This window comes from Streptococcus sp. V940 (assembly GCF_054353495.1).
In genome coordinates this window covers 883,814-905,408 of the sequence record NZ_JBTHHZ010000001.1, presented here as the reverse complement: position 1 = coordinate 905,408, position 21,595 = coordinate 883,814, and the positions used below count along the sequence as shown (strand labels likewise).

Below are 21,595 nucleotides of genomic sequence, written 5' to 3'. Positions count from 1 at the left end.
GAAATGAAATTAAATAAATACATTGATCATACGCTTTTAAAGCAAGATGCGACCGAACAACAAATCGATCGTTTGCTATCTGAAGCAAGAGAGTACGATTTTGCCAGTGTTTGTGTGAATCCTTGCTGGGTTTCTCATGCAAAAACTGGTCTAACAGATACTGATGTCAAGGTTTGTACAGTTGTAGGTTTCCCTCTTGGAGCTACAACTTCAGCAGTCAAAGCCTATGAAACCAAAGAAGCCATCCAAAATGGTGCTGACGAAATTGATATGGTTATCAATGTTGGAGCGCTTAAGTCTGGGAATGCTGACTTGGTCGAATCAGATATTCGAGCTGTTGTTGAGGCTAGCGGTGACAAACTTGTTAAGGTTATTATTGAAGCTTGTTTGTTAACGGATGAAGAAAAAGTTCTGGCTTGCCAACTTGCTCAAAAAGCTGGTGCAGACTTTGTCAAGACTTCTACAGGTTTCTCAACAGGTGGAGCAACTTTACCAGATGTTCAATTAATGCGTCAGACAGTTGGACCTGATATGGGGGTCAAAGCAGCTGGTGGAGCTCGTTCTTATGCAGATGCAGTTGCCTTTGTTGAAGCAGGAGCTACTCGTATTGGAACATCTTCTGGTGTTGCAATCTTAAAAGGAGAATTAGCTGATGGCGACTACTGAGTTGATTGAATTAGCGATTGAAACTAGTAAGAAAGCTTACGTTCCCTACTCACATTTTCCGATTGGCGCTGTTTTGGTAGCCAAGGACGGAAGTATCTATACAGGGGTTAACATTGAAAATGCTAGCTACCCCTTGACCAACTGTGGCGAAAGAACTGCAATCTTTAAGGCGGTCTCTGAAGGACAACGAGACTTTTCAGAATTGATTGTCTATGGTCAAACTGAAAAACCAATTTCGCCTTGCGGTGCTTGTCGCCAAGTTATGGTCGAATTTTTTAAACCAGATCTAAAGGTGACTCTAGTCGCCAAAGATAAAACGACGGTCGAGATGACGGTCGGGGAATTACTTCCATATTCTTTTACAGACTTGCAATAGTCTGTGTCACTCTCTGAGTGGCAAGGTCCTTGTGACCAATCAATCCATACTTGCAACTTAGTTGCGCATCTTATTTAGGAGGTTCAGTAATGAACAAGAAACAATGGCTAGGCCTTGGTCTAGTTGCAGTAGCAGCATTTGGACTTGCTGCATGTGGTAATCGCTCTTCTCGTAACGCAGCTTCATCTTCTTCTGATGTGAAGACTAAAGCAGCTATCGTTACAGATACTGGTGGTGTTGATGATAAATCATTTAACCAATCAGCTTGGGAAGGTCTTCAAGCTTGGGGTAAAGAACACAACCTTTCAAAAGACAATGGTTACACTTACTTCCAATCAACAAGTGAAGCTGATTACGCTAACAACTTGAACCAAGCAGCTGGAAGCTACAACTTGATTTTCGGTGTTGGTTTTGCCCTTCACAACGCTGTTGAAGAAGCAGCAAAAGAACATTCAGATAAAAACTATGTTTTGATTGACGATGTGATTAAAGATCAAAAGAACGTTGCTAGCGTTACTTTCGCAGATAACGAAGCAGCTTACCTTGCAGGTGTTGCAGCTGCTAAAACTACAAAAACTAAACAAGTTGGTTTTGTAGGTGGTATGGAATCTGAAGTTATTTCTCGTTTCGCAGCTGGTTTTAAAGCTGGTGTTGAGTCAGTTGACCCATCTATCAAGGTTCAAGTAGACTATGCTGGATCATTTGGTGATGCGGCTAAAGGTAAAACAATCGCTGCAGCTCAATACGCTGCAGGTGCAGACGTTATCTACCAAGCAGCTGGTGGTACTGGAGCAGGTGTCTTCTCTGAAGCTAAATCATTGAACGAAAGTAAAAATGAAGACGAAAAAGTTTGGGTTATCGGTGTAGACCGTGACCAAGTTGATGAAGGTAAATACACTTCTAAAGACGGTAAAGAAGCTAACTTCGTTCTTGCTTCTACATTGAAACAAGTTGGAACAACAGTTAAAGACATCTCAAACAAGGCTGAAAAAGGTGAATTCCCTGGTGGTCAAGTTATCGTTTACTCATTGAAGGATAAAGGTGTTGACTTGGCAGTGACAAACCTTTCTGAAGAAGGTAAAAAAGCTGTTGAAGATGCAAAAGCTAAAATCCTTGATGGTAGCATCAAAGTTCCTGAAAAATAATTGAAGGAAGTCATTTCTTAGGAAGCGGCCAGTGGCCGCTTCTTTAAGGATTGAGACAAATGGTTTTGTCTCAATAGAGCTTGCTAAATTTCTTTAGCAGGTTTTATTGAAACAAAATATAATTCTGAAAGGAAGAGCACATGGCACACGAAAATGTCATTGAGATGCGTGAAATTACCAAAGTTTTTGGTGAATTTGTCGCTAACGACAAGATTAACCTTGAACTTCGTAAAGGTGAAATTCATGCACTTTTAGGAGAAAATGGAGCTGGTAAGTCCACTCTTATGAACATGCTAGCGGGGCTTCTAGAACCAACTAGTGGTGAAATTGTGGTCAACGGTCAAGTTGTAAAACTAGATTCGCCATCAAAAGCAGCTAGCTTAGGGATTGGGATGGTCCACCAACACTTTATGTTGGTAGAAGCTTTCACTGTTGCTGAAAATATCATTTTGGGGAGTGAATTGACCAAAAATGGTGTGCTAGATATTGCTCGTGCAACTCGAGAAATCAATGAGTTGTCTGAACGTTATGGTCTTGCTGTGGATCCTTCTGCAAAAGTGGCAGATATCTCTGTCGGCGCTCAACAACGTGTTGAAATCCTAAAGACACTTTATCGTGGAGCAGATATTCTTATCTTTGACGAACCTACTGCTGTTTTGACGCCATCAGAAATTGATGAATTGATGGCTATCATGAAGAACCTGGTTAAAGAAGGTAAATCAATTATCTTGATTACTCATAAGTTGGATGAGATTCGTGCTGTATCAGATCGTGTTACAGTTATCCGTCGTGGTAAATCTATTGAAACAGTTGAGATTGCTGGTGCGACTAATGCTGACTTAGCTGAGATGATGGTAGGACGTTCTGTTTCCTTTAAAACTGAGAAACATGAAGCTCAACCTAAAGAAGTTATTCTGTCTATTAAAGACCTAGTAGTAAACGAAAACCGTGGTGTTCCTGCTGTTAAAAATCTCTCACTCGATGTTCGAGCTGGTGAGATTGTCGGAATTGCCGGTATTGATGGAAATGGGCAATCTGAATTAATCCAAGCTATCACTGGTCTTCGTAAGATTGAGTCTGGTAGCGTGGAGTTGAAAGGCCAGTCTATCGTAGGTTTACACCCTCGTCAAATTACAGAAATGAGTGTAGGCCACGTTCCAGAAGATCGCCACCGTGATGGTTTAGTTTTAGAAATGATGATTTCTGAAAATATCGCTCTTCAAACCTACTATAAGGAACCTCTTAGCAAGAAGGGAATCTTAAACTACACCAATATCATCGGGTACGCTAAACAGTTAATGCAAGAATTCGATGTGCGTGCTGCTAGTGAGATTGTTCCAGCATCAGCTCTTTCTGGAGGAAATCAACAAAAAGCAATTATCGCTCGAGAAGTCGATCGAAATCCTGATCTCCTAATCGTCAGTCAACCTACTCGTGGTTTGGACGTCGGTGCCATTGAGTACATTCACAAACGCTTGATTCAAGAGCGTGATAATGGGAAAGCTGTCCTTGTAGTCAGCTTTGAACTGGATGAGATTCTAAATGTCTCTGATAGAATTGCCGTTATCCACGATGGTAAGATTCAAGGGATTGTAACGCCAGAAACAACCAACAAGCAAGAGCTTGGTGTCTTGATGGCTGGTGGTGAATTGGAAAAGGAGAAGAGTGATGTCTAAAAAATTACAACAAATTTCGGTTCCTTTGATTTCTGTTATTTTAGGAATTCTACTCGGAGCCATCGTCATGTGGATTTTCGGCTACGATGCTATCTGGGGCTATGAAGAATTATTCTACACAGCATTTGGTAGTGTTCGTGGAATCGGTGAAATCTTCCGTGCTATGGGACCTTTAATTCTGATTGCCCTTGGATTTGCAGTTGCAAGTCGTGCTGGTTTCTTTAACGTTGGTCTTCCAGGACAAGCTCTCGCAGGTTGGGTTATGAGCGGCTGGTTTGCTCTCTCTTTCCCAGATTTACCACGACCATTGATGATTCTTGCGACGATTGTAATCGCCTTAGTTGCAGGAGGGATCGTTGGTGCTATTCCTGGTATCTTAAGAGCCTACCTTGGGACATCTGAGGTTATCGTAACTATTATGATGAACTACATTGTTCTTTATGTGGGAAATGCCTTTATTCATCACTTCCCTAAAGAAATCATGCAAAGTACTGACTCATCCATTCGTGTAAGTGCAAATGCAACTTATCAGACACCATGGCTTGCTGAGCTAACAGGAAATTCTCGTATGAACATTGGAATTTTCTTTGCTATCATAGCCGTTGCGGTTATCTGGTTCATGCTTAAGAAGACAACGCTCGGTTTTGAAATCCGTGCAGTTGGTCTCAATCCAAATGCTTCTGAATACGCAGGTATTTCAGCGAAACGTACCATTATTCTATCAATGATTATTTCTGGTGCCCTTGCAGGACTTGGTGGCGCAGTAGAAGGACTTGGTACCTTCCAAAACGTCTACGTACAAGGTTCATCATTGGCAGTTGGATTTAATGGTATGGCGGTAAGTCTGCTTGCTTCAAACTCACCAGTTGGAATTCTATTTGCAGCCTTCCTTTTCAGTGTTCTTCAAGTAGGTGCTCCTGGTATGAATGCTGCACAAGTACCATCTGAGCTTGTAAGTATCGTTACAGCCTCAATTATCTTCTTTGTCAGCGTTCACTACATCATCGAACGCTTTGTCAAACCAAGAAAGCAACTTAAAGGAGGTAAATAAGGATGTCGATTACAACAATGTTAACCCTTATGGTTTCTTCGATGTTGATTTATGCAGCACCACTTATTTTCACAAGTATCGGAGGAGTTTTCTCTGAACGTGGTGGAGTTGTTAACGTTGGTCTTGAAGGAATCATGGTCATGGGTGCCTTTTCTGGAGTTGTTTTTAACCTTGAATTTGCTCAAGATTTGGGAGCATTAACTCCTTGGTTGGCGCTTCTAGTTGGTGGATTAGTCGGAGCTATCTTCTCGCTCATTCACGCAGTAGCTACAGTTCATTTCCGTGCAGACCATGTTGTCAGTGGTACTGTGCTTAACTTAATGGCGCCAGCCTTGGCAGTTTTCTTGGTAAAGGTGCTTTATAATAAGGGACAAACGGATAATTTAACGCAAACTTTTGGTCGTTTTGACTTCCCGGTATTAGCTAATATCCCTGTTATCGGAGATATCTTCTTCAAGTCAACTAGTCTACTAGGTTACCTAGCAATTGCTTTCTCATTTCTAGCTTGGTTTATCCTGTTTAAGACTCGCTTTGGACTTCGCCTTCGTTCAGTTGGTGAACACCCACAAGCAGCAGATACTTTGGGTATCAATGTCTACAAGATGAGATATCTTGGAGTAGTGATTTCAGGCTTCCTTGGAGGAATCGGTGGAGCTATTTACGCTCAATCAATCTCTGTTAACTTCTCAGTTACAACTATCGTAGGACCTGGATTTATCGCTCTTGCAGCCATGATCTTTGGTAAATGGAATCCTGTTGGTGCTATGCTTTCAAGTCTTTTCTTTGGGCTATCACAAAGTTTGGCAGTTATCGGTTCTCAGCTTCCATTCTTGCAAGGAGTACCAGCTGTTTACTTGCAAATCGCACCATATCTCTTGACCATTGTCGTCCTAGCAGCCTTCTTTGGTAAAGCTGTTGCGCCGAAGGCAGATGGTATCAACTATATCAAGTCTAAATAACATAAAAAAACGTCAGTTGAAACTGACGTTTTATTTTTTTGGTTCTTGGTGCGTTAGGTTAAGTCCCCAAGGAATGAGATTTTCTGTTTTACTTTGGATACGTTTGATATTGTCCTTGTGGCGTACAATTACTAGACTTGCAAGACCAATAATAATCACAGTAAAAAGTAGGTCATAACTAGTTAAAATAAATCCAAAGAGAGGAAACAGAAGGACGCCAATAATTGCAGCAATAGCAGCAGAGATACTAGAGAGAGAGATCATACTACCCAGATAAAGGATTCCAAAGAAAATGACTGCAAGGTAAAGGCAAAAGAGAGGAGCAAAACCAAAAATAACTCCTGCGCTGGTTGCAACAGCCTTACCACCCTTAAATTTTGCAAAGACAGGGAAGGTGTGACCAATGACTGCTAAAAGTCCAAAGACGATTGGTGAAATACCCTGCACATGGAAGATTAGTGGAAGTAGAGTGGCCAAAGTACCTTTAAAGAAATCAATTACAAAGGTTGCCATTCCAGCTTTTTTGCCTAAGATTCGGAAGGTATTGGTCGTTCCAGTATTACCAGATCCATGTTCTCTTAGATTGATGTTAAAGAATATTTGTCCAATCCACAAGCCTGAAGGAATTGAACCCAATAAATAAGCTAAAATTAATAATACTATTGTCATCATGTTTCTATTATACCATGAATTAGGAGAGAAACGAAACTGAATCTGTTTACTAGCTGTGACATCTGATACTTTATCAAAGTTGATAAGTTTATCTTGAGTACCATTTTTATTCAAAAATAAAGGCTAAAGTTTTAAAAATTCATGAAAATTTCTGAAAACTTGAATTTGTGTTTATTTATGCTATAATAGGAACAATTATTTTTAGGAGGTGGAGTATGTCTTACTTATTTGAGATATTACCTAGTTTATTGAGCGGTGCGACAATGACTTTACAAGTATTTACACTGGTCTTACTCTTTTCAATTCCTTTAGGTATTTTGGTTGCCTTTTGCTTACAGGTCCATTGGAAACCCCTCCATTACATGATTGATGTTTATATCTGGGTGATGCGTGGTACACCCTTGCTCTTGCAGTTAATCTTTATCTATTATGTCCTTCCAAGTATCGGGATTCGACTTGATCGGGTACCAGCAGCGATTATTGCCTTTACGCTTAATTATGCAGCCTACTTTGCAGAAATATTCCGTGGAGGGATTGCAACCATTCCTCAAGGACAATATGAAGCAGCGAAAGTTTTGAAATTCAAACCTATCGATACCGTCCGCTATATTATCTTGCCTCAGGTCACCAAGATTGTTTTACCAAGCGTATTTAACGAGGTTATGAGTTTGGTTAAAGATACTTCTTTGGTCTATGCACTCGGTATTTCAGATTTAATCCTAGCTAGTCGTACTGCAGCCAATCGTGATGCGAGCTTGATTCCAATGTTTCTAGCAGGAGCTATCTATCTTTTGATGATTGGTATTGTTACGATTTTAGCTAAGAAGCTTGAGAAGAAATTTAGCTACTATAGATAGGAGGTTATTCATGTTAGAGTTAAGAAATATTAGTAAGAAATTTGGTAGGAAACAAATCCTATCCAATTTTAATTTAACCATTCCAGAAAAGCAGATTTTGGCTATTGTTGGACCTTCTGGTGGTGGGAAGACAACCTTGCTTAGAATGTTAGCTGGACTTGAAACCATTGATTCAGGTGAGATTTTTTATAATGGAGAATCCCTACCTTTGGATGAACTTGAAAAGCTTCACTTGTTAGGTTTTGTGTTTCAAGATTTTCAGCTTTTTCCTCACTTATCCGTGATGGAGAACTTGATTTTGTCACCCATCAAAACTATGGGGATGTCTGAAGCAGATGCCAAGAAGAAGGCAACCGACTTACTCGCTCGTCTGGGTCTCGAAGCTCATGCAGATGCCTATCCATACTCCTTATCTGGTGGGCAAAAGCAACGGGTTGCCTTAGCACGCGCTATGATGATAGATCCTGAAGTGATTGGGTATGATGAACCAACTTCAGCCCTTGACCCTGAGTTGCGTCTTGAAGTTGAAAAACTGATTCTACAAAATCGGGAACTAGGCATGACTCAGATTGTCGTGACCCACGATCTCCAGTTTGCAGAAAATATTGCAGACCAGATTCTCAAAGTAGATCCCAAGTAGGAGGTGCCTATGAATCGAAAGAAAATCAGCCTTATTTTGGCCTTCTTTCTGGCTTTTTTCCTAGTAGGATGCACACAAAAAGCTAGTAATCCCAAAGTCGATAATTGGGAAAAATACCAACAACAAGGTACGATAACCATTGGTTTTGACAATACCTTTGTTCCTATGGGATTTGAAGAAAAAAATGGGCAATATGTTGGATTTGATATTGATTTAGCGCAAGCCGTTTCTGAGAAACTTGGTTTCAAGGTTCAGTTTCAACCCATTGATTGGGATATGAAGGAAACCGAACTTCAAAACGGCACCATTGATGCTATCTGGAATGGATATTCAGCGACTGATGAACGCCGTGAGAAGGTTGCTTTTACCATTCCTTATATGGAGAATCAGCAGGTTCTAGTCTTTAAGAAATCTCAGAATATACAATCAGTGTCTGATATGACAGGCAAGGTTTTGGGTGCACAGGCCGGTTCTTCTGGTTATCTAGATTTTGAAGCTCAACCAGAACTCTTAAAAAATATCGTAAAAGATCAAAAAGCCAACCAATATCAGAGTTTCAATGAAGCCTTGATTGACTTGCAAAATGATCGGATTGATGCCCTTTTAATTGACCGTGTTTACGCCAATTATTATCTTGAAACCGAAGGAATTTTAGACCAGTATGAGATTTTTCCTGCTGGTTTTGAGAGTGAATCCTTTGCAGTTGGTGTGAGACCAGCTGATAAGACCTTGTTAGCAAATTTGAATCAAGCTTTTGTAGAACTCTATCAAGAAGGCAAATTCCAAGAAATTAGCAAGAAATGGTTTGGTGAAGATATAGCAACAAGCCAAGTTAAAGGAAAAGAAAACTAAGACTCGCGTCTTGGTTTCTTTTTTTGAGGTATAAACAATTGAGTGCAGACCTGCTCAATTAGAAAAACTTTGCAAAATCCCTAGAAAACCTGTAAAATAGTAAAGATGAACGAATAGGAGGTTCCTTGTGTCAAAAAAGGAAATCAATATTAACAATTATAATGATGATGCCATTCAGGTGCTAGAAGGGTTGGATGCGGTCCGTAAACGTCCAGGGATGTATATTGGATCGACCGATGGTGCTGGTCTCCATCACCTAGTCTGGGAAATCGTCGATAATGCTGTCGATGAGGCCTTGTCTGGATTTGGTGACCGGATCGATGTGACCATTAATAAAGACGGAAGTTTAACGGTTCAAGACCATGGACGTGGAATGCCGACTGGAATGCACGCTATGGGAATTCCAACGGTTGAGGTTATCTTTACCATCCTTCACGCCGGAGGAAAATTCGGTCAGGGTGGATATAAGACATCAGGAGGACTCCACGGGGTTGGATCTTCTGTTGTCAACGCCCTCTCTAGTTGGTTAGAGGTAGAAATTACTCGTGATGGAGCAGTTTATAGACAGCGTTTTGAAAATGGAGGCAAGCCAGTTACCACTCTAGAAAAGGTTGGGACTGCACCTAAGTCTAAGACAGGTACTAAAGTTGCCTTCATGCCAGATGCTAGTATCTTTTCTACGACTGACTTCAAGTACAATACCATTTCAGAACGTCTCAATGAGTCAGCCTTTCTTTTGAAAAATGTAACCTTGTCATTAACGGATAAGCGAACAGACGAAGCAATTGAATTCCATTATGAGAATGGTGTGCAGGATTTTGTTTCTTACCTCAATGAAGACAAGGAAACCTTGACGCCTGTCCTATACTTTGAAGGCGAAGACAATGGTTTTCAAGTAGAAGTAGCCCTCCAGTATAATGATGGCTTTTCAGATAACATCTTGTCCTTTGTCAATAACGTCCGTACCAAAGACGGTGGAACGCATGAGACAGGACTCAAGTCAGCCATTACCAAGGTTATGAATGACTATGCACGTAAGACGGGTCTTCTCAAAGAAAAAGATAAAAATCTTGAAGGTTCAGATTACCGTGAAGGATTATCGGCTGTTCTTTCTATCTTGGTTCCGGAAGAACATCTTCAGTTTGAAGGACAGACTAAGGACAAACTTGGAAGTCCACTAGCTCGTCCAGTTGTAGATGGGATTGTGGCTGATAAGTTAACCTTCTTCCTCATGGAAAATGGGGAATTAGCTTCAAATCTGATTCGTAAAGCTATCAAGGCGCGTGATGCCCGTGAAGCAGCACGAAAAGCGCGTGATGAGAGCCGAAATGGCAAGAAAAACAAAAAAGATAAGGGCTTACTTTCTGGTAAATTAACGCCAGCCCAGTCTAAAAATCCAGCTAAGAATGAACTCTACCTAGTCGAGGGTGATTCTGCCGGTGGATCTGCCAAACAAGGACGTGATCGTAAGTTTCAGGCTATTTTGCCTCTTCGTGGTAAGGTGATCAATACAGCCAAGGCCAAGATGGCAGATATCCTCAAAAATGAAGAAATCAATACCATGATTTATACCATCGGTGCTGGTGTTGGGGCAGATTTCTCTCTTGAAGATGCTAACTATGACAAAATCATTATCATGACCGATGCGGACACCGATGGTGCCCACATTCAAACCCTTCTCTTAACCTTCTTTTATCGCTACATGCGTCCACTAGTCGAGGCAGGCCATGTCTATATCGCCCTTCCTCCTCTTTACAAGATGTCAAAAGGTAAAGGAAAGAAAGAAGAAGTGGCCTACGCTTGGACGGATGGCGAACTAGAAGAACTTCGCAAGCAGTTTGGCAAAGGAGCTACCCTCCAACGCTACAAGGGGCTTGGTGAGATGAATGCGGACCAACTCTGGGAGACAACCATGAATCCAGAAACTCGAACTCTCATTCGTGTTACGATTGAAGACTTAGCACGCGCAGAACGTCGTGTCAATGTCTTAATGGGTGATAAGGTCGAACCACGTCGTAAGTGGATTGAGGATAATGTTAAGTTCACGCTGGAAGAAGCGACAGTGTTTTAAGGAGAAAATATATGGATAAACAAAAATTGATATCTTTTTTCTTTGATTTTACTGGAATGGATTTGGACAAGCTTTTAGAGGGGGTGGGAATAGATGAAAAACTTGAATGCCGAAAAATTCAAAATGCAGTAAATGATTTTGAAAAATATATATTGGAGAGACATGGCGAAAATCCGAGTTATGATGGTATAGCCAAAGTCTGGAGGGAAAATCAAGTTTTTGAAGAGCTTATAAAAATTAGGTATACATTGAATAGTGAATATAAAGGTTATGAAGAATTTAAAAATCATCTCAAAACAATGTTTAGTAGTCAAGACTTTAATTCTGTTCTGTTTTTTGAAGTGATGGATGAATTTGAAAAATGTCTGTCTGATACGATACGTAATCTTTCAACACTCTCAAAATCTGATGTTGCGCTACATAAAAAATTGCATGAAGATACTAAGGATGAAATCGCTAGTTTGTCAGAACAAAGTAGCAAGCAACATCAAGAACTTTTAGAAGTGATTAAACATGTGCAGAGTCCGAATATTTCAGATTTTGATTGGTATTTTGAAGCTGTCGAGTTAGAAGGTCGTTCTGTTGACTGTTATGAATTGAAATCTCAGTATGAAGATTTAGTATTGAAGGATGTCAAATTTTGGTATGTCAATAAGTTATGGAAAGAGACACTTAAAGGCGAAATTGTCCGAGCTTTAACATGGATTGGATTTATTGAAGATAACATAAAGATTATAGATGAATTTTCTGAAATGGATATGCTGAAAACCTTAGGAGATGAATATGTTACCTTGTATCAAAAATATAATTATCAGACTATGAAAGCATGCTTTGAACGTTTAAATTTCAGAGAGCACTATCTACAAAGTAAAGCTATTTTAGAAGATCTGTTTTCCGATGGAACCTCATATAAATGGATTGTGACGAACAAAGCCATAATAGGGGATATTAAAGTTGGGAGTAAACTTTCTAATAAAGATGTAGAGGGTTTCAAAAAATTCTATACTCTTGATGGTGTTGGCGGACCAGCACAATTAGTGAATGATTTTTTTTATGAAGGGGAAAGTCTTCTGGTTATTGAGGGAACTTATAAAAGTAATAAAATTTATACTGTGTTTAAATTTACGACGTTAGGTCAGGCTAATACAAGAAATTTAATTCCGAGCAGAGGCGAACCGTTATCTGATGAAGATGATGAAATTATTGAGTTGATAGAAAATTCAATTAAAAAAGGGTTGTCTTATGATTTAGATGACATTATTACTTATAGTCATCTATCAAGCATGAAGAATTACTTCATTGAACCTTTAGATTAAAAATTTTATACATATCCTAGTATTTCACCCCTAAAATAAAAAATTATACATCAAGATTTTCTTGTTTCAGAGCAAAAGCCGAGCGTTTACATGTGTTCCGAGCGGTTTTGGAGCAAAAGATTAAAAAATACATGGAGAAAGAGGAGTTTTATGAAAAAAGAATATGGAATCACGAGTTTAACTGTACGTAATTTAGAAAACAACGAATTCTTCTAACTTTTATCTGAGAGCAAGGACGAGTTAGGGGGCTTTTACAAAAGCCAATAAATCTTAGAAAGTGAATATAGGATATAAAGATGAATGAATTAGTGATTGGATTATTTGCTGCTCTGTTAGGTGCAATTGTGTCAATCTTTACCTTATATACCAATTATAGAAGTTCTTTAGATGGCATTTCAGGCTGGCGCTCAAAGCTTTTTGATGCAGCTTCTGCTAAAGAAATTACGCTTAAAGAAGTTCAGGTGTTAAGGACAGCTCTACGCTATGAACCAACTAAGAAAGTTCGAGAAAACACTTTTGATTGGATATCTAATATCATGATTTACTATTGTGATTATATTTCGTTAAAGTATTTTGAACATCATGAAACAAGTCTCTTGTATCAAGAACAGGAAATCATCAGGATTTTTATCAGATGTCTGTTGAAGAACCATTGGGAATACAATGCTTCTATGCTATCATCGTTGAAATTTTTGAAGGTTTATTACAATGCTTCAAAACAACCAGAATTTATTCGTGAAACTTATGAAAAAGCAGTGGCAATATGCAAATCCTTAGGGAAGGGCGATGAAGAATACGATCTGATTGAAAAAATCAATAATAAGATGATGGGAAGTGAATGAAATGAAACTTGAACTTGATGTTAAAAATAATAAAAATAGTGAAGATAAGAAAAATAAATTTTCTGCTGAAGATTATTTGGATAAATATGTAAAACTTGATACGCCTAATCCCGATTCATCTGGCTCGGCAGATGAATCATGCTGCAAGAAAATTGGAGGATGGCTATTGACTAATATATTCAGCATGTATTTGATTATCTTATATGTAATTGTAGGGGTTAATTTTGCAAGTGATCAAGGCTGGCTAGGGTTGAAGGAAATTAAACATCAAACAAATGTATTAGCTGTTTTGTTAGTAGTTTCTCTTATTATTAATAATCTGTTTAAAAAGAAGAAATAAAAACAAAGATTGCTGTCAAAATTATGAAAAAACTAGTCATGGGATTTTTCAAAGAATTTGATAACGAAAAAGTTCCAGCAGCCAGTCCCGTTTATAGACATATCCTATACAGAATCTCGAGTTTCCACTAAAAAGGTAGGTGTTTCCATGAGAAGTGAAACAGAAATGCTCGATATGATTTTACAGACTGCCAAAACTTTACCAGACAGGGGAGTTGTGAAGTTCAAGTAAAGGTGACGATCCTCTTTTGTATATTATATAAACAATTGCTAAAACTATTGGAGGTGCGGTATTGATTACGTTATTAATGTTTCCTTTTTTCCTTGTTCTCCTAGCCATTTTTGGGATTACATATGATTTAATGACCAATAAAGGTAGAAAAGAGTGTGTTCGCACAGTATCCTTGTTTATATTGAACATCCTTACTATTGGTATCTGTCTATTAGATCTACCAATGGAAAGTAAACCATACTCAGGAATGGGGTTTATCTTATTTTATGCACTTGCTTTCACCCCTTTGATGATTGTTTTCTCACTATATACCCTCTATAGGATTGGAAAACATTATAGGTATTTTAAGAGTAAGTTTGCTATAACACTCCTATTCAATGCTATTTTACTTTTCCTTCTTTCATTGGTAAATACTTTTGTATTATGGAGAAGCTTTAAAATATATCATAGAAACGATATTAAATTGTTTTATTTTGTTTTAATTGTTTTGGGGATTTGTTCAACTATCCAATTCATTGTAGGGGAGCTTGAAAGAAAAAGAGTGAAGAATCTTCTACAACAAAAGCGAGAAGATACTCCTATCCCTGACTCAATTTCAAACGACGGTGACATAGATGAGAACTGAAGCAGAAATGATGAATCTGATTTTAAAAACAGCTGCAACTTTAAAAGTCGATGCTGTCGCTATGTCTGGTTCACGAACGGATACAAAAGCACCAAAAGATGAGTTTCAAGACTATGATGTTGTTTTTGTAGTGGACGACTTAGATAATCTGACGAGTGACCTTTCTTGGCTGGACTCCTTTGGCAAACGTATCATTGAGCAGCATAATATCCTTGGCAACCGTCGTCTTTATCTTATGCTCTTTGAGGATGGCAATCGGATCGATTTGACCCTTTGCCCAAAGGAGCACATCAAAGAGTGGGTGGATAGTGAAGCTGATTATACAGTTTTTAAGGATGAGAAAGGCTTGTTCGAGTCCTATACTACAAGTACAGAGCGTTACTGGATAAGTCCAGCTAGTCAGATAGATTTTGAAAAAGCCTGCAATGAATTTTGGTGGGTATCAGCCTACGTGGTTAAAGGGATTTGTCGCAATCAGCTCATCTACGCGACTGACCATCTCTACGGTATTTGTCAACAAGAACTCCTGAAAATCTTGGCTTGGCAGGTTGCAAGTGATAGGGGAACAGTCGATATCGGCAAGAACTACAAGTATCTTTTCCAGTATTTACCTACAGAGAAAGAGAGGGAATTCTCAAATCTGCTTGATTTTTCAAGTGTAGAAAAACTTACTCAGTCTTTATTTGCTACCATGCAACTTTTCCATCAAGAAGCCCAAAGTCTTGCTCAAAAGATGGGCTTTAAGTATGAAAAAGAAGTGGCTGAGAAGATGATGAGATATGCTGAGGAAAGGTTTAACTAATATGTTAGAATATGTATTTGTTATATTTTTTATGGGATTTCCAGGACTACAAATTCTGATAATTGTATTGTCTATCTTTCTAGCTCTTAAAAGAAATAAGTTAAATAAAAGGGTGTATGGATTGTTTTTCCCGATTGTTATAACCTTGTGTAATATTTGGCTTGTTTCAATAGATCGAACAGAGCTTTTTGATGATGCTTTAAGATTCCAATTCTTTCTAATTTCTTTTTGTTTTCCAATGCTCATTACAGCAGTAGTATATCATGCTCTTCGATTAACTAATATCTATTCTTTATTAAAGTGGAAAATTATAGTTATTAGTCTCTGCTATTTAATTGGTTTATCCTTCCATATTGTTAATACTATGTATTGGAATGAAGTTTTTCATGGACATCATAATGTATTTAATGCTTTACTTATTGGGACCGCTGTTATTTCATTTTTCCCTTCCATATATTTATTTTTTGTCCAAAGAAAAATCAAATAAGTAACTACTAGCTATATTTAAGTAAACTAAAATGTTTTAACCTGATAAAAATTTTTAAAACTTTAAACTACAGAGAGGATAGTTTGGTTATATAAAGTAACTGAAATTCTTTTCTATAAAATCTACTCTACATTCTTTGAAAGGAGTTGAACACGCCCTAAATACTGTGTGAAAACTCCTGACGCTTCTTTTAAAACGTATTTTAAACTACAGAAAGGATAGTTTGGTTACTAGAGGTAACTGAACACGGGACTAATTTCTTGGAAAAAAGATAAATCGCCTTGGGTTCATCGAACCCTGCAGCGATTTCCTATTTTTCTACAGAAATTTTCGGCACGCCGAATCGTCCCTTTGTATCTTATATGAGTAATATCCAAAATATGTCCTTAGAGGACATCATGGGAGAGCGCTTTGGTCGCTACTCCAAGTACATCATTCAAGACCGGGCTTTGCCAGATATTCGTGATGGATTGAAGCCGGTTCAGCGCCGTATTCTTTATTCTATGAATAAAGATGGCAATACTTTTGACAAAAGCTACCGTAAGTCAGCCAAGTCTGTCGGAAATATCATGGGGAATTTCCACCCACACGGGGACCTTTCTATCTATGATGCCATGGTCCGTATGTCTCAGGACTGGAAAAACCGTGAGATTCTAGTTGAAATGCACGGAAACAACGGTTCAATGGACGGAGATCCACCTGCGGCTATGCGTTATACCGAGGCTCGTTTGTCAGAGATTGCAGGCTACCTTCTTCAAGATATCGAGAAAAAGACAGTTCCTTTTGCTTGGAACTTTGACGATACCGAGAAAGAGCCAACTGTCTTACCAGCAGCCTTTCCAAACCTCCTAGTCAATGGTTCTACAGGTATTTCGGCTGGATATGCCACAGATATTCCACCACATAATTTGGCCGAAGTTATTGATGCGACAGTCTACATGATTGATCATCCGACTGCCAAGGTAGATAAGTTGATGGAATTCTTGCCTGGGCCAGACTTCCCTACAGGAGCTATCATCCAAGGCCGTGACGAGATCAAAAAGGCCTATGAAACTGGTAAGGGGCGCGTGGTTGTTCGTTCCAAGACTGAAATTGAGAAGTTAAAAGGTGGTAAGGAACAAATCGTTATCACTGAGATTCCTTATGAGATTAATAAGGCTAACTTAGTCAAGAAAATTGATGAAGTTCGTGTCAATAACAAGGTAGCAGGAATTGCTGAGGTTCGTGATGAATCCGACCGTGACGGTCTTCGTATTGCTATCGAACTCAAGAAAGATGCGAACACCGAGCTTGTTCTCAACTACCTTTTCAAGTATACTGACTTGCAAATCAACTACAACTTTAATATGGTTGCGATTGACAATTTCACCCCTCGTCAGGTTGGAATTGTGCCTATCTTATCTAGCTATATTGCCCACCGTCGTGAGGTCATCTTGGCACGTTCTCGCTTTGACAAGGAAAAGGCTGAAAAACGTCTCCATATCGTGGAAGGTTTGATTCGTGTCATCTCTATTTTAGATGAAGTGATTGCTCTTATCCGTGCTTCTGAGAACAAGGCTGATGCCAAGGAAAACCTCAAGATCAGTTATGATTTTACTGAAGAGCAGGCTGAAGCTATTGTTACCTTGCAACTATACCGTTTGACCAATACAGACGTAGTTGTCTTGCAGGAAGAAGAAGCAGAACTTCGAGAAAAAATTGCTATGCTGGCGGCTATCATTGGTGACGAACGGACTATGTACAATCTCATGAAAAAAGAACTTCGTGAGGTCAAGAGACAGTTTGCGACACCTCGTTTGAGTTCTTTAGAAGATACAGCAGAAGTGATCGAAATTGATACTGCTAGTTTGATCGCTGAAGAAGATACATACGTCAGCGTGACCAAGGCTGGCTATATCAAGCGTACTAGCCCTCGTTCTTTCTCAGCTTCAACGTTAGAGGAAATTGGTAAACGGGATGATGACCGATTGCTATTTATCCAATCTGTTAAGACTACTCAACATCTCTTAATCTTTACAACCCTAGGAAATGTTATCTACCGTCGTGTCCATGAATTAGCAGATATTCGTTGGAAGGATATCGGGGAGCACTTGAGCCAAACGATTACAAACTTTGAAACCAATGAAGAAGTGCTATACGTAGAAGTTGTGGATCAGTTTGATGATGCGACGACCTACTTTGCAGTGACTCGCCTTGGACAAATCAAGCGTGTCGAACGAAAAGAATTCTCTCCATGGAGAACCTATCGTTCTAAATCTGTCAAATATGCTAAGTTGAAAGACGATAGTGACCAGATTGTAGCAGTAGCTCCGATTAAATTGGATGATGTTTTGTTGATTAGTAAAAATGGATATGCCCTTCGTTTTAATATCGAAGAGGTTCCAGTTGTTGGAGCCAAGGCTGCAGGTGTCAAAGCTATGAATCTGAAAGCAGATGATGAGCTTCAAGCTGCCTTTATCTGCAATACTTCATCTTTCTATCTGTTAACGCAACGTGGAAGCTTGAAACGTGTATCAACAGAGGAAATTCCAGCAACCAGTCGTGCTAAGCGTGGTCTTCAAGTTCTGAGAGAATTGAAGAGTAAACCACATCGCGTCTTCTTGGCTGGTGCTGTCTCAGAACAAGGATTTATCGGAGATCTCTTCAGTACAGAAGTAGAAGATGGCGAACAAACTCTTGTTATCCAATCAAATAATGGAACGATTTACGAAGCAATTCTGCAAGATTTGAAACTATCAGAGCGCACAAGCAATGGAAGCTTTGTCTCAGATACTATTTCAGACGAGGAAGTTTTCGATGCCTACCTCAAAGAAGTCTTTAAAGAAGAAAAAGATAATTCATAAGAAAATCAGTCCTAGTGACTGATTTTTTATAAGTAAAATTTTCAGAAAATTACAAATAATACTTGAATTTTTAGGAGAATAGTGTAGAATAGAACACAAAGCTTGATTAGAATAAAGGAGATTGTCATGACCGTTACGATTGATTGGGAAAATCTCGGTTTTTCCTATATGAAACTACCTTATCGTTATATCGCTTATTTTAAAAATGGACAATGGACTCAAGGAGAATTAACAGAAGATGCAACCTTGCATATTTCAGAATCATCTCCAAGCCTTCACTATGGACAGCAAGCGTTTGAAGGATTGAAAGCCTATCGTACAAAGGATGGCAGTATTCAACTCTTCCGTCCAGATGAAAATGCTAAACGACTCCAACGTACCTGTGATCGTCTCTTGATGCCACAAGTTCCAACAGAAATGTTTGTAGAGGCTTGTAAGTCAGTAGTTCGTGCTAATGAAGAATACGTACCACCTTACGGAACTGGTGGAACCCTTTATCTTCGTCCGCTCTTGATTGGTGTCGGAGACATCATCGGGGTAAAACCAGCCGAAGAGTATATCTTTACCATCTTTGCTATGCCAGTTGGAAATTACTTTAAGGGTGGATTGGTTCCAACAAACTTCTTGATTCAAGATGAGTATGACCGTGCTGCACCGAATGGAACAGGAGCTGCCAAGGTCGGTGGTAACTATGCAGCTAGTCTTTTGCCAGGAAAAATGGCTAAATCCCGTCATTTCTCAGATGTTATTTATCTAGACCCATCAACCCACACTAAGATTGAAGAAGTTGGTTCGGCAAACTTCTTTGGAATTACAGCTGATAATGAGTTTGTAACCCCATTGAGTCCATCAATCTTACCATCGATTACCAAGTACTCATTGCTTTACTTGGCAGAGCATCGTTTAGGATTGAAGCCTGTCGAGGGAGATGTACCAATTGATAGTCTGGATCGATTTGTAGAAGCAGGTGCCTGTGGAACAGCAGCAGTAATCTCACCTATTGGGGGAATCCAACACGGTGATGATTTCCATGTTTTCTACAGTGAAACAGAGGTTGGTCCAGTGACTCGTAAACTATACGATGAATTGACAGGTATCCAATTTGGTGACATTGAAGCACCAGAAGGCTGGATTGTAAAAGTAGATTAAACATTATTAAAGGAGATCTTTATGAAAACGAAAAAATGGATGTTAACAGCAGGAGTTGTCCTGAGTACAGCAGTTCTTCTTGTGGCTTGTGGTAAAGCTGATAAAGAAGCAGATGCACCTACAACCTTCTCTTATGTCTATGGAGTAGACCCATCATCTTTGGACTACAGTATTGCAACTCGTACTTCAACAACGGATATTATTGGTAACGTTGTTGATGGATTGTTGGAAAACGATGAATATGGAAATTTGGTTCCTTCACTAGCAGAAGACTGGAGTGTCTCACAAGACGGTTTGACTTATACTTATAAACTTCGTAAAGGGGTTAAATGGTACACGTCAGAAGGTGAAGAATACGCTGAAGTAACTGCGCATGACTTTGTTACTGGACTAAAACACGTAGCAGATGGTAAATCAGACGGTGTCACTCTTATTCAAAACTCCATTAAGGGCTTGAATGAATATATGACTGGTGAGACTAATGACTTCTCTACAGTTGGGGTTAAGGCATTGGATGACTACACAGTCCAGTATACTCTTAATGCACCTGAAAGTTTCTGGAATTCGAAAGTAACTTCAGCAGCTATGTTGCCGGTAAACGAGGAATTCCTCAAAGCTTCAGGCAAGAACTACGGAGCAGTAAGTCCATCTGGTATTCTTTATAACGGTCCGTATATCCTGAAGACATTGACTTCAAAATCTTTAATCGAATACGAAAAGAACCCAAATTATTGGGATAAAGAGAAGGTTAAAATTGAGAAAGTAAAATTGACCTACTATGATGGTTCAGACCAAGAATCATTAATCCGTAGCTTCTCTTCAGGTGTTTATACAACAGCTCGTATCTTCCCAAGTAGCTCAAACTTTGCTTCTACATTGGAACAATACGGAGATAAAATTACATACAGTCCACAGGATTCAACTAGTTATTACTTTACCTTTAACGTAAACCGTCAATCTTACAATAAGACTGCGAAAACAAGTGAAGAACAGAAAACTTCTACAAAAGAAGCGATGTTGAACAAGGACTTCCGTCAAGCAATCAACTTTGCTTTCAACCGTCATTCATATGCTGCACAGCTCAATGGTGAAGATGGTGCGGACAAGATTATTCGTAACAGTCTAGTTCCAGATAACTTTGTACAATCTGGTGGTAAAAACTTTGGTGACATCGCTCAAGCAGAATTGGTCAACTATGGAGACCAATGGAAAGGCGTTGAGCTTGTAGACGGAAAAGATACCATCTACAATCCAGACAAAGCCAAAGCTTCATTCGAAAAAGCTAAGAAAGAATTGGAAACAAAAGGTGTAACCTTCCCAATTCATTTGGATGTTCCAGTTGAACAGACAGATACAATCGCCGTTCAACAAAGCAATTCCTTCAAACAATCAATCGAGTCAACTCTTGGTTCTGAAAATGTCGTGATCGATGTTCTTCAAATGACCGATAACGAAAAGGAAAGTATTACATCGCAGGCGCGTGTTCCAGCTCAAAAAGACTATGACTTGAACAGTACTGGATGGGCTCCAAGCTACCAAGACCCAGCAAGTTATCTTAATATCATGGATCCTAAGACTGGTTCTGCTATGAAACACCTTGGTATTACGAAAGGTAAAGACAAGGAAGTAGTAGCTCAACTTGGTCTGGATGAATATAAGAAACTCTTGGATGATGCAGTTTCTGAGACAAACGATTTGGACAAGAGATATGAAAAATATGCCAAAGCTCAAGCATGGCTCACTGATAGCTCTCTCTTAATGCCAACTGCTTCATCAGGTGGTTCACCAGTTGTCAGCAACGTCGTTCCATTCTCTAAACCATACTCACAAGTAGGTATTAAGGGTGATCCATATATCTTCAAGGGAATGAAATTGCAAAAAGAAATTGTATCTGCTAAAGAATATCAAGCAGCTCTTGAAAAATGGCAAAAAGAAAAATTGGAATCAAACAGTAAATACCAAAAAGAACTAGAAAGTCATGTCAAATAAAACAGA

The 21,595-nt window shown here is 39.1% G+C and carries 21 protein-coding genes; 19 read left to right on the top strand and 2 right to left on the bottom strand.

Going from position 1 to position 21,595, the window contains the following annotated elements; all coding sequences use genetic code 11:
* The first annotated feature begins 3 nt into the window (after positions 1-3).
* The 6 genes from deoC to ACXYSM_RS04575 all read left to right on the top strand — a co-directional run bounded on the left by deoC (position 4) and on the right by ACXYSM_RS04575 (position 5,873).
* Positions 4-666: a deoxyribose-phosphate aldolase gene (gene deoC, locus ACXYSM_RS04600; protein ID WP_458634515.1), complete on the top strand. Its 663-nt coding sequence runs from the start codon at positions 4-6 to the stop codon at positions 664-666.
* Positions 653-1,042 (top strand): cytidine deaminase, encoded by a 390-nt coding sequence (locus ACXYSM_RS04595; RefSeq protein ID WP_004253174.1) that lies wholly within the window; start codon positions 653-655, stop codon positions 1,040-1,042. Before deoC ends, ACXYSM_RS04595 begins: the two co-directional genes overlap by 14 nt.
* Positions 1,043-1,131: 89 nt before the next feature.
* The gene (locus ACXYSM_RS04590; protein ID WP_281137327.1) at positions 1,132-2,187 is read left to right on the top strand and encodes a BMP family lipoprotein; all 1,056 of its coding nucleotides are present in this window, start codon (positions 1,132-1,134) and stop codon (positions 2,185-2,187) included.
* 140 nt (positions 2,188-2,327) lie between these two features.
* Positions 2,328-3,863: an ABC transporter ATP-binding protein gene (locus tag ACXYSM_RS04585; RefSeq protein ID WP_458634514.1), complete on the top strand. Its 1,536-nt coding sequence runs from the start codon at positions 2,328-2,330 to the stop codon at positions 3,861-3,863.
* Positions 3,856-4,914 carry an ABC transporter permease gene (locus ACXYSM_RS04580; protein ID WP_458634513.1) on the top strand — a complete coding sequence of 353 codons (1,059 nt, stop codon included), beginning with the start codon at positions 3,856-3,858 and terminating at the stop codon, positions 4,912-4,914. Before ACXYSM_RS04585 ends, ACXYSM_RS04580 begins: the two co-directional genes overlap by 8 nt.
* Positions 4,915-4,916: 2 nt before the next feature.
* Positions 4,917-5,873, top strand: coding sequence for an ABC transporter permease (locus ACXYSM_RS04575; RefSeq protein WP_045615115.1), 957 nt, complete (start codon positions 4,917-4,919; stop codon positions 5,871-5,873).
* Between the two features lie 30 nt (positions 5,874-5,903).
* On the opposite strand, the gene plsY is transcribed toward ACXYSM_RS04575, so the two are convergent.
* Positions 5,904-6,545 carry a glycerol-3-phosphate 1-O-acyltransferase PlsY gene (plsY, locus tag ACXYSM_RS04570; protein WP_254804135.1) on the bottom strand — a complete coding sequence of 214 codons (642 nt, stop codon included), beginning with the start codon at positions 6,543-6,545 and terminating at the stop codon, positions 5,904-5,906.
* 215 nt (positions 6,546-6,760) lie between these two features.
* Here plsY and ACXYSM_RS04565 point away from each other — a divergent pair, with 215 nt between their 5' ends.
* The 7 genes from ACXYSM_RS04565 (at position 6,761) to ACXYSM_RS04535 (ending at position 13,463) form a co-directional block, all read left to right on the top strand.
* Positions 6,761-7,402, top strand: coding sequence for an amino acid ABC transporter permease (locus ACXYSM_RS04565; protein WP_458634512.1), 642 nt, complete (start codon positions 6,761-6,763; stop codon positions 7,400-7,402).
* A 10-nt stretch (positions 7,403-7,412) separates the two neighbouring features.
* A complete protein-coding gene (locus ACXYSM_RS04560) occupies positions 7,413-8,042 on the top strand; it encodes an amino acid ABC transporter ATP-binding protein (RefSeq protein ID WP_458634511.1) in 630 nt (209 codons plus the stop codon).
* Positions 8,043-8,051: 9 nt separating this feature from the next.
* Positions 8,052-8,894 (top strand): amino acid ABC transporter substrate-binding protein, encoded by an 843-nt coding sequence (locus ACXYSM_RS04555; protein ID WP_458634510.1) that lies wholly within the window; start codon positions 8,052-8,054, stop codon positions 8,892-8,894.
* A 127-nt stretch (positions 8,895-9,021) separates the two neighbouring features.
* Entirely contained in the window at positions 9,022-10,965 is a 1,944-nt protein-coding gene (parE, locus tag ACXYSM_RS04550) for a DNA topoisomerase IV subunit B (RefSeq protein ID WP_458634509.1), read from the top strand.
* A gap of 11 nt (positions 10,966-10,976) precedes the next feature.
* Positions 10,977-12,281: a hypothetical protein gene (locus ACXYSM_RS04545; RefSeq protein ID WP_458634508.1), complete on the top strand. Its 1,305-nt coding sequence runs from the start codon at positions 10,977-10,979 to the stop codon at positions 12,279-12,281.
* 296 nt (positions 12,282-12,577) lie between these two features.
* Positions 12,578-13,123, top strand: a complete 546-nt coding sequence (locus ACXYSM_RS04540) for a hypothetical protein (RefSeq protein WP_458634507.1) — start codon at positions 12,578-12,580, stop codon at positions 13,121-13,123.
* A 1-nt stretch (position 13,124) separates the two neighbouring features.
* Positions 13,125-13,463 (top strand): hypothetical protein, encoded by a 339-nt coding sequence (locus ACXYSM_RS04535; RefSeq protein WP_458634506.1) that lies wholly within the window; start codon positions 13,125-13,127, stop codon positions 13,461-13,463.
* On the opposite strand, the gene ACXYSM_RS04530 is transcribed toward ACXYSM_RS04535, so the two are convergent.
* Positions 13,447-13,515, bottom strand: a complete 69-nt coding sequence (locus ACXYSM_RS04530; protein ID WP_458634704.1) for a hypothetical protein — start codon at positions 13,513-13,515, stop codon at positions 13,447-13,449. The genes ACXYSM_RS04535 and ACXYSM_RS04530 overlap by 17 nt on opposite strands.
* Before the next feature lie 255 nt (positions 13,516-13,770).
* Between ACXYSM_RS04530 and ACXYSM_RS04525 the strand changes: the two genes are divergently transcribed.
* The 6 genes from ACXYSM_RS04525 (at position 13,771) to ACXYSM_RS04500 (ending at position 21,589) form a co-directional block, all read left to right on the top strand.
* Entirely contained in the window at positions 13,771-14,319 is a 549-nt protein-coding gene (locus tag ACXYSM_RS04525; RefSeq protein ID WP_458634703.1) for a hypothetical protein, read from the top strand.
* Complete coding sequence (locus tag ACXYSM_RS04520; RefSeq protein WP_458634505.1) at positions 14,309-15,121, top strand: aminoglycoside 6-adenylyltransferase; 813 nt, start codon at positions 14,309-14,311, stop codon at positions 15,119-15,121. Before ACXYSM_RS04525 ends, ACXYSM_RS04520 begins: the two co-directional genes overlap by 11 nt.
* Before the next feature lies 1 nt (position 15,122).
* Positions 15,123-15,608, top strand: a complete 486-nt coding sequence (locus tag ACXYSM_RS04515) for a hypothetical protein (RefSeq protein ID WP_458634504.1) — start codon at positions 15,123-15,125, stop codon at positions 15,606-15,608.
* 362 nt (positions 15,609-15,970) lie between these two features.
* Positions 15,971-18,451 carry a DNA topoisomerase IV subunit A gene (gene parC, locus ACXYSM_RS04510; protein WP_458634503.1) on the top strand — a complete coding sequence of 827 codons (2,481 nt, stop codon included), beginning with the start codon at positions 15,971-15,973 and terminating at the stop codon, positions 18,449-18,451.
* A gap of 126 nt (positions 18,452-18,577) precedes the next feature.
* Positions 18,578-19,600: a branched-chain amino acid aminotransferase gene (locus ACXYSM_RS04505; protein ID WP_458634502.1), complete on the top strand. Its 1,023-nt coding sequence runs from the start codon at positions 18,578-18,580 to the stop codon at positions 19,598-19,600.
* Between the two features lie 21 nt (positions 19,601-19,621).
* Positions 19,622-21,589, top strand: coding sequence for a peptide ABC transporter substrate-binding protein (locus tag ACXYSM_RS04500; RefSeq protein WP_458634501.1), 1,968 nt, complete (start codon positions 19,622-19,624; stop codon positions 21,587-21,589).
* The last annotated feature ends 6 nt before the right edge of the window (positions 21,590-21,595 follow it).

Coding starts and splice junctions, on each gene's coding strand:
- deoC (WP_458634515.1), top strand. CDS start 4: ATGAAATTAAATAAATACATTGATCATACGCTTTTAAAGCAAGATGCG.
- ACXYSM_RS04595 (WP_004253174.1), top strand. CDS start 653: ATGGCGACTACTGAGTTGATTGAATTAGCGATTGAAACTAGTAAGAAA.
- ACXYSM_RS04590 (WP_281137327.1), top strand. CDS start 1,132: ATGAACAAGAAACAATGGCTAGGCCTTGGTCTAGTTGCAGTAGCAGCA.
- ACXYSM_RS04585 (WP_458634514.1), top strand. CDS start 2,328: ATGGCACACGAAAATGTCATTGAGATGCGTGAAATTACCAAAGTTTTT.
- ACXYSM_RS04580 (WP_458634513.1), top strand. CDS start 3,856: ATGTCTAAAAAATTACAACAAATTTCGGTTCCTTTGATTTCTGTTATT.
- ACXYSM_RS04575 (WP_045615115.1), top strand. CDS start 4,917: ATGTCGATTACAACAATGTTAACCCTTATGGTTTCTTCGATGTTGATT.
- plsY (WP_254804135.1), bottom strand. CDS start 6,545: ATGATGACAATAGTATTATTAATTTTAGCTTATTTATTGGGTTCAATT.
- ACXYSM_RS04565 (WP_458634512.1), top strand. CDS start 6,761: ATGTCTTACTTATTTGAGATATTACCTAGTTTATTGAGCGGTGCGACA.
- ACXYSM_RS04560 (WP_458634511.1), top strand. CDS start 7,413: ATGTTAGAGTTAAGAAATATTAGTAAGAAATTTGGTAGGAAACAAATC.
- ACXYSM_RS04555 (WP_458634510.1), top strand. CDS start 8,052: ATGAATCGAAAGAAAATCAGCCTTATTTTGGCCTTCTTTCTGGCTTTT.
- ACXYSM_RS04545 (WP_458634508.1), top strand. CDS start 10,977: ATGGATAAACAAAAATTGATATCTTTTTTCTTTGATTTTACTGGAATG.
- ACXYSM_RS04540 (WP_458634507.1), top strand. CDS start 12,578: ATGAATGAATTAGTGATTGGATTATTTGCTGCTCTGTTAGGTGCAATT.
- ACXYSM_RS04535 (WP_458634506.1), top strand. CDS start 13,125: ATGAAACTTGAACTTGATGTTAAAAATAATAAAAATAGTGAAGATAAG.
- ACXYSM_RS04525 (WP_458634703.1), top strand. CDS start 13,771: ATGTTTCCTTTTTTCCTTGTTCTCCTAGCCATTTTTGGGATTACATAT.
- ACXYSM_RS04520 (WP_458634505.1), top strand. CDS start 14,309: ATGAGAACTGAAGCAGAAATGATGAATCTGATTTTAAAAACAGCTGCA.
- ACXYSM_RS04515 (WP_458634504.1), top strand. CDS start 15,123: ATGTTAGAATATGTATTTGTTATATTTTTTATGGGATTTCCAGGACTA.
- parC (WP_458634503.1), top strand. CDS start 15,971: ATGAGTAATATCCAAAATATGTCCTTAGAGGACATCATGGGAGAGCGC.
- ACXYSM_RS04505 (WP_458634502.1), top strand. CDS start 18,578: ATGACCGTTACGATTGATTGGGAAAATCTCGGTTTTTCCTATATGAAA.
- ACXYSM_RS04500 (WP_458634501.1), top strand. CDS start 19,622: ATGAAAACGAAAAAATGGATGTTAACAGCAGGAGTTGTCCTGAGTACA.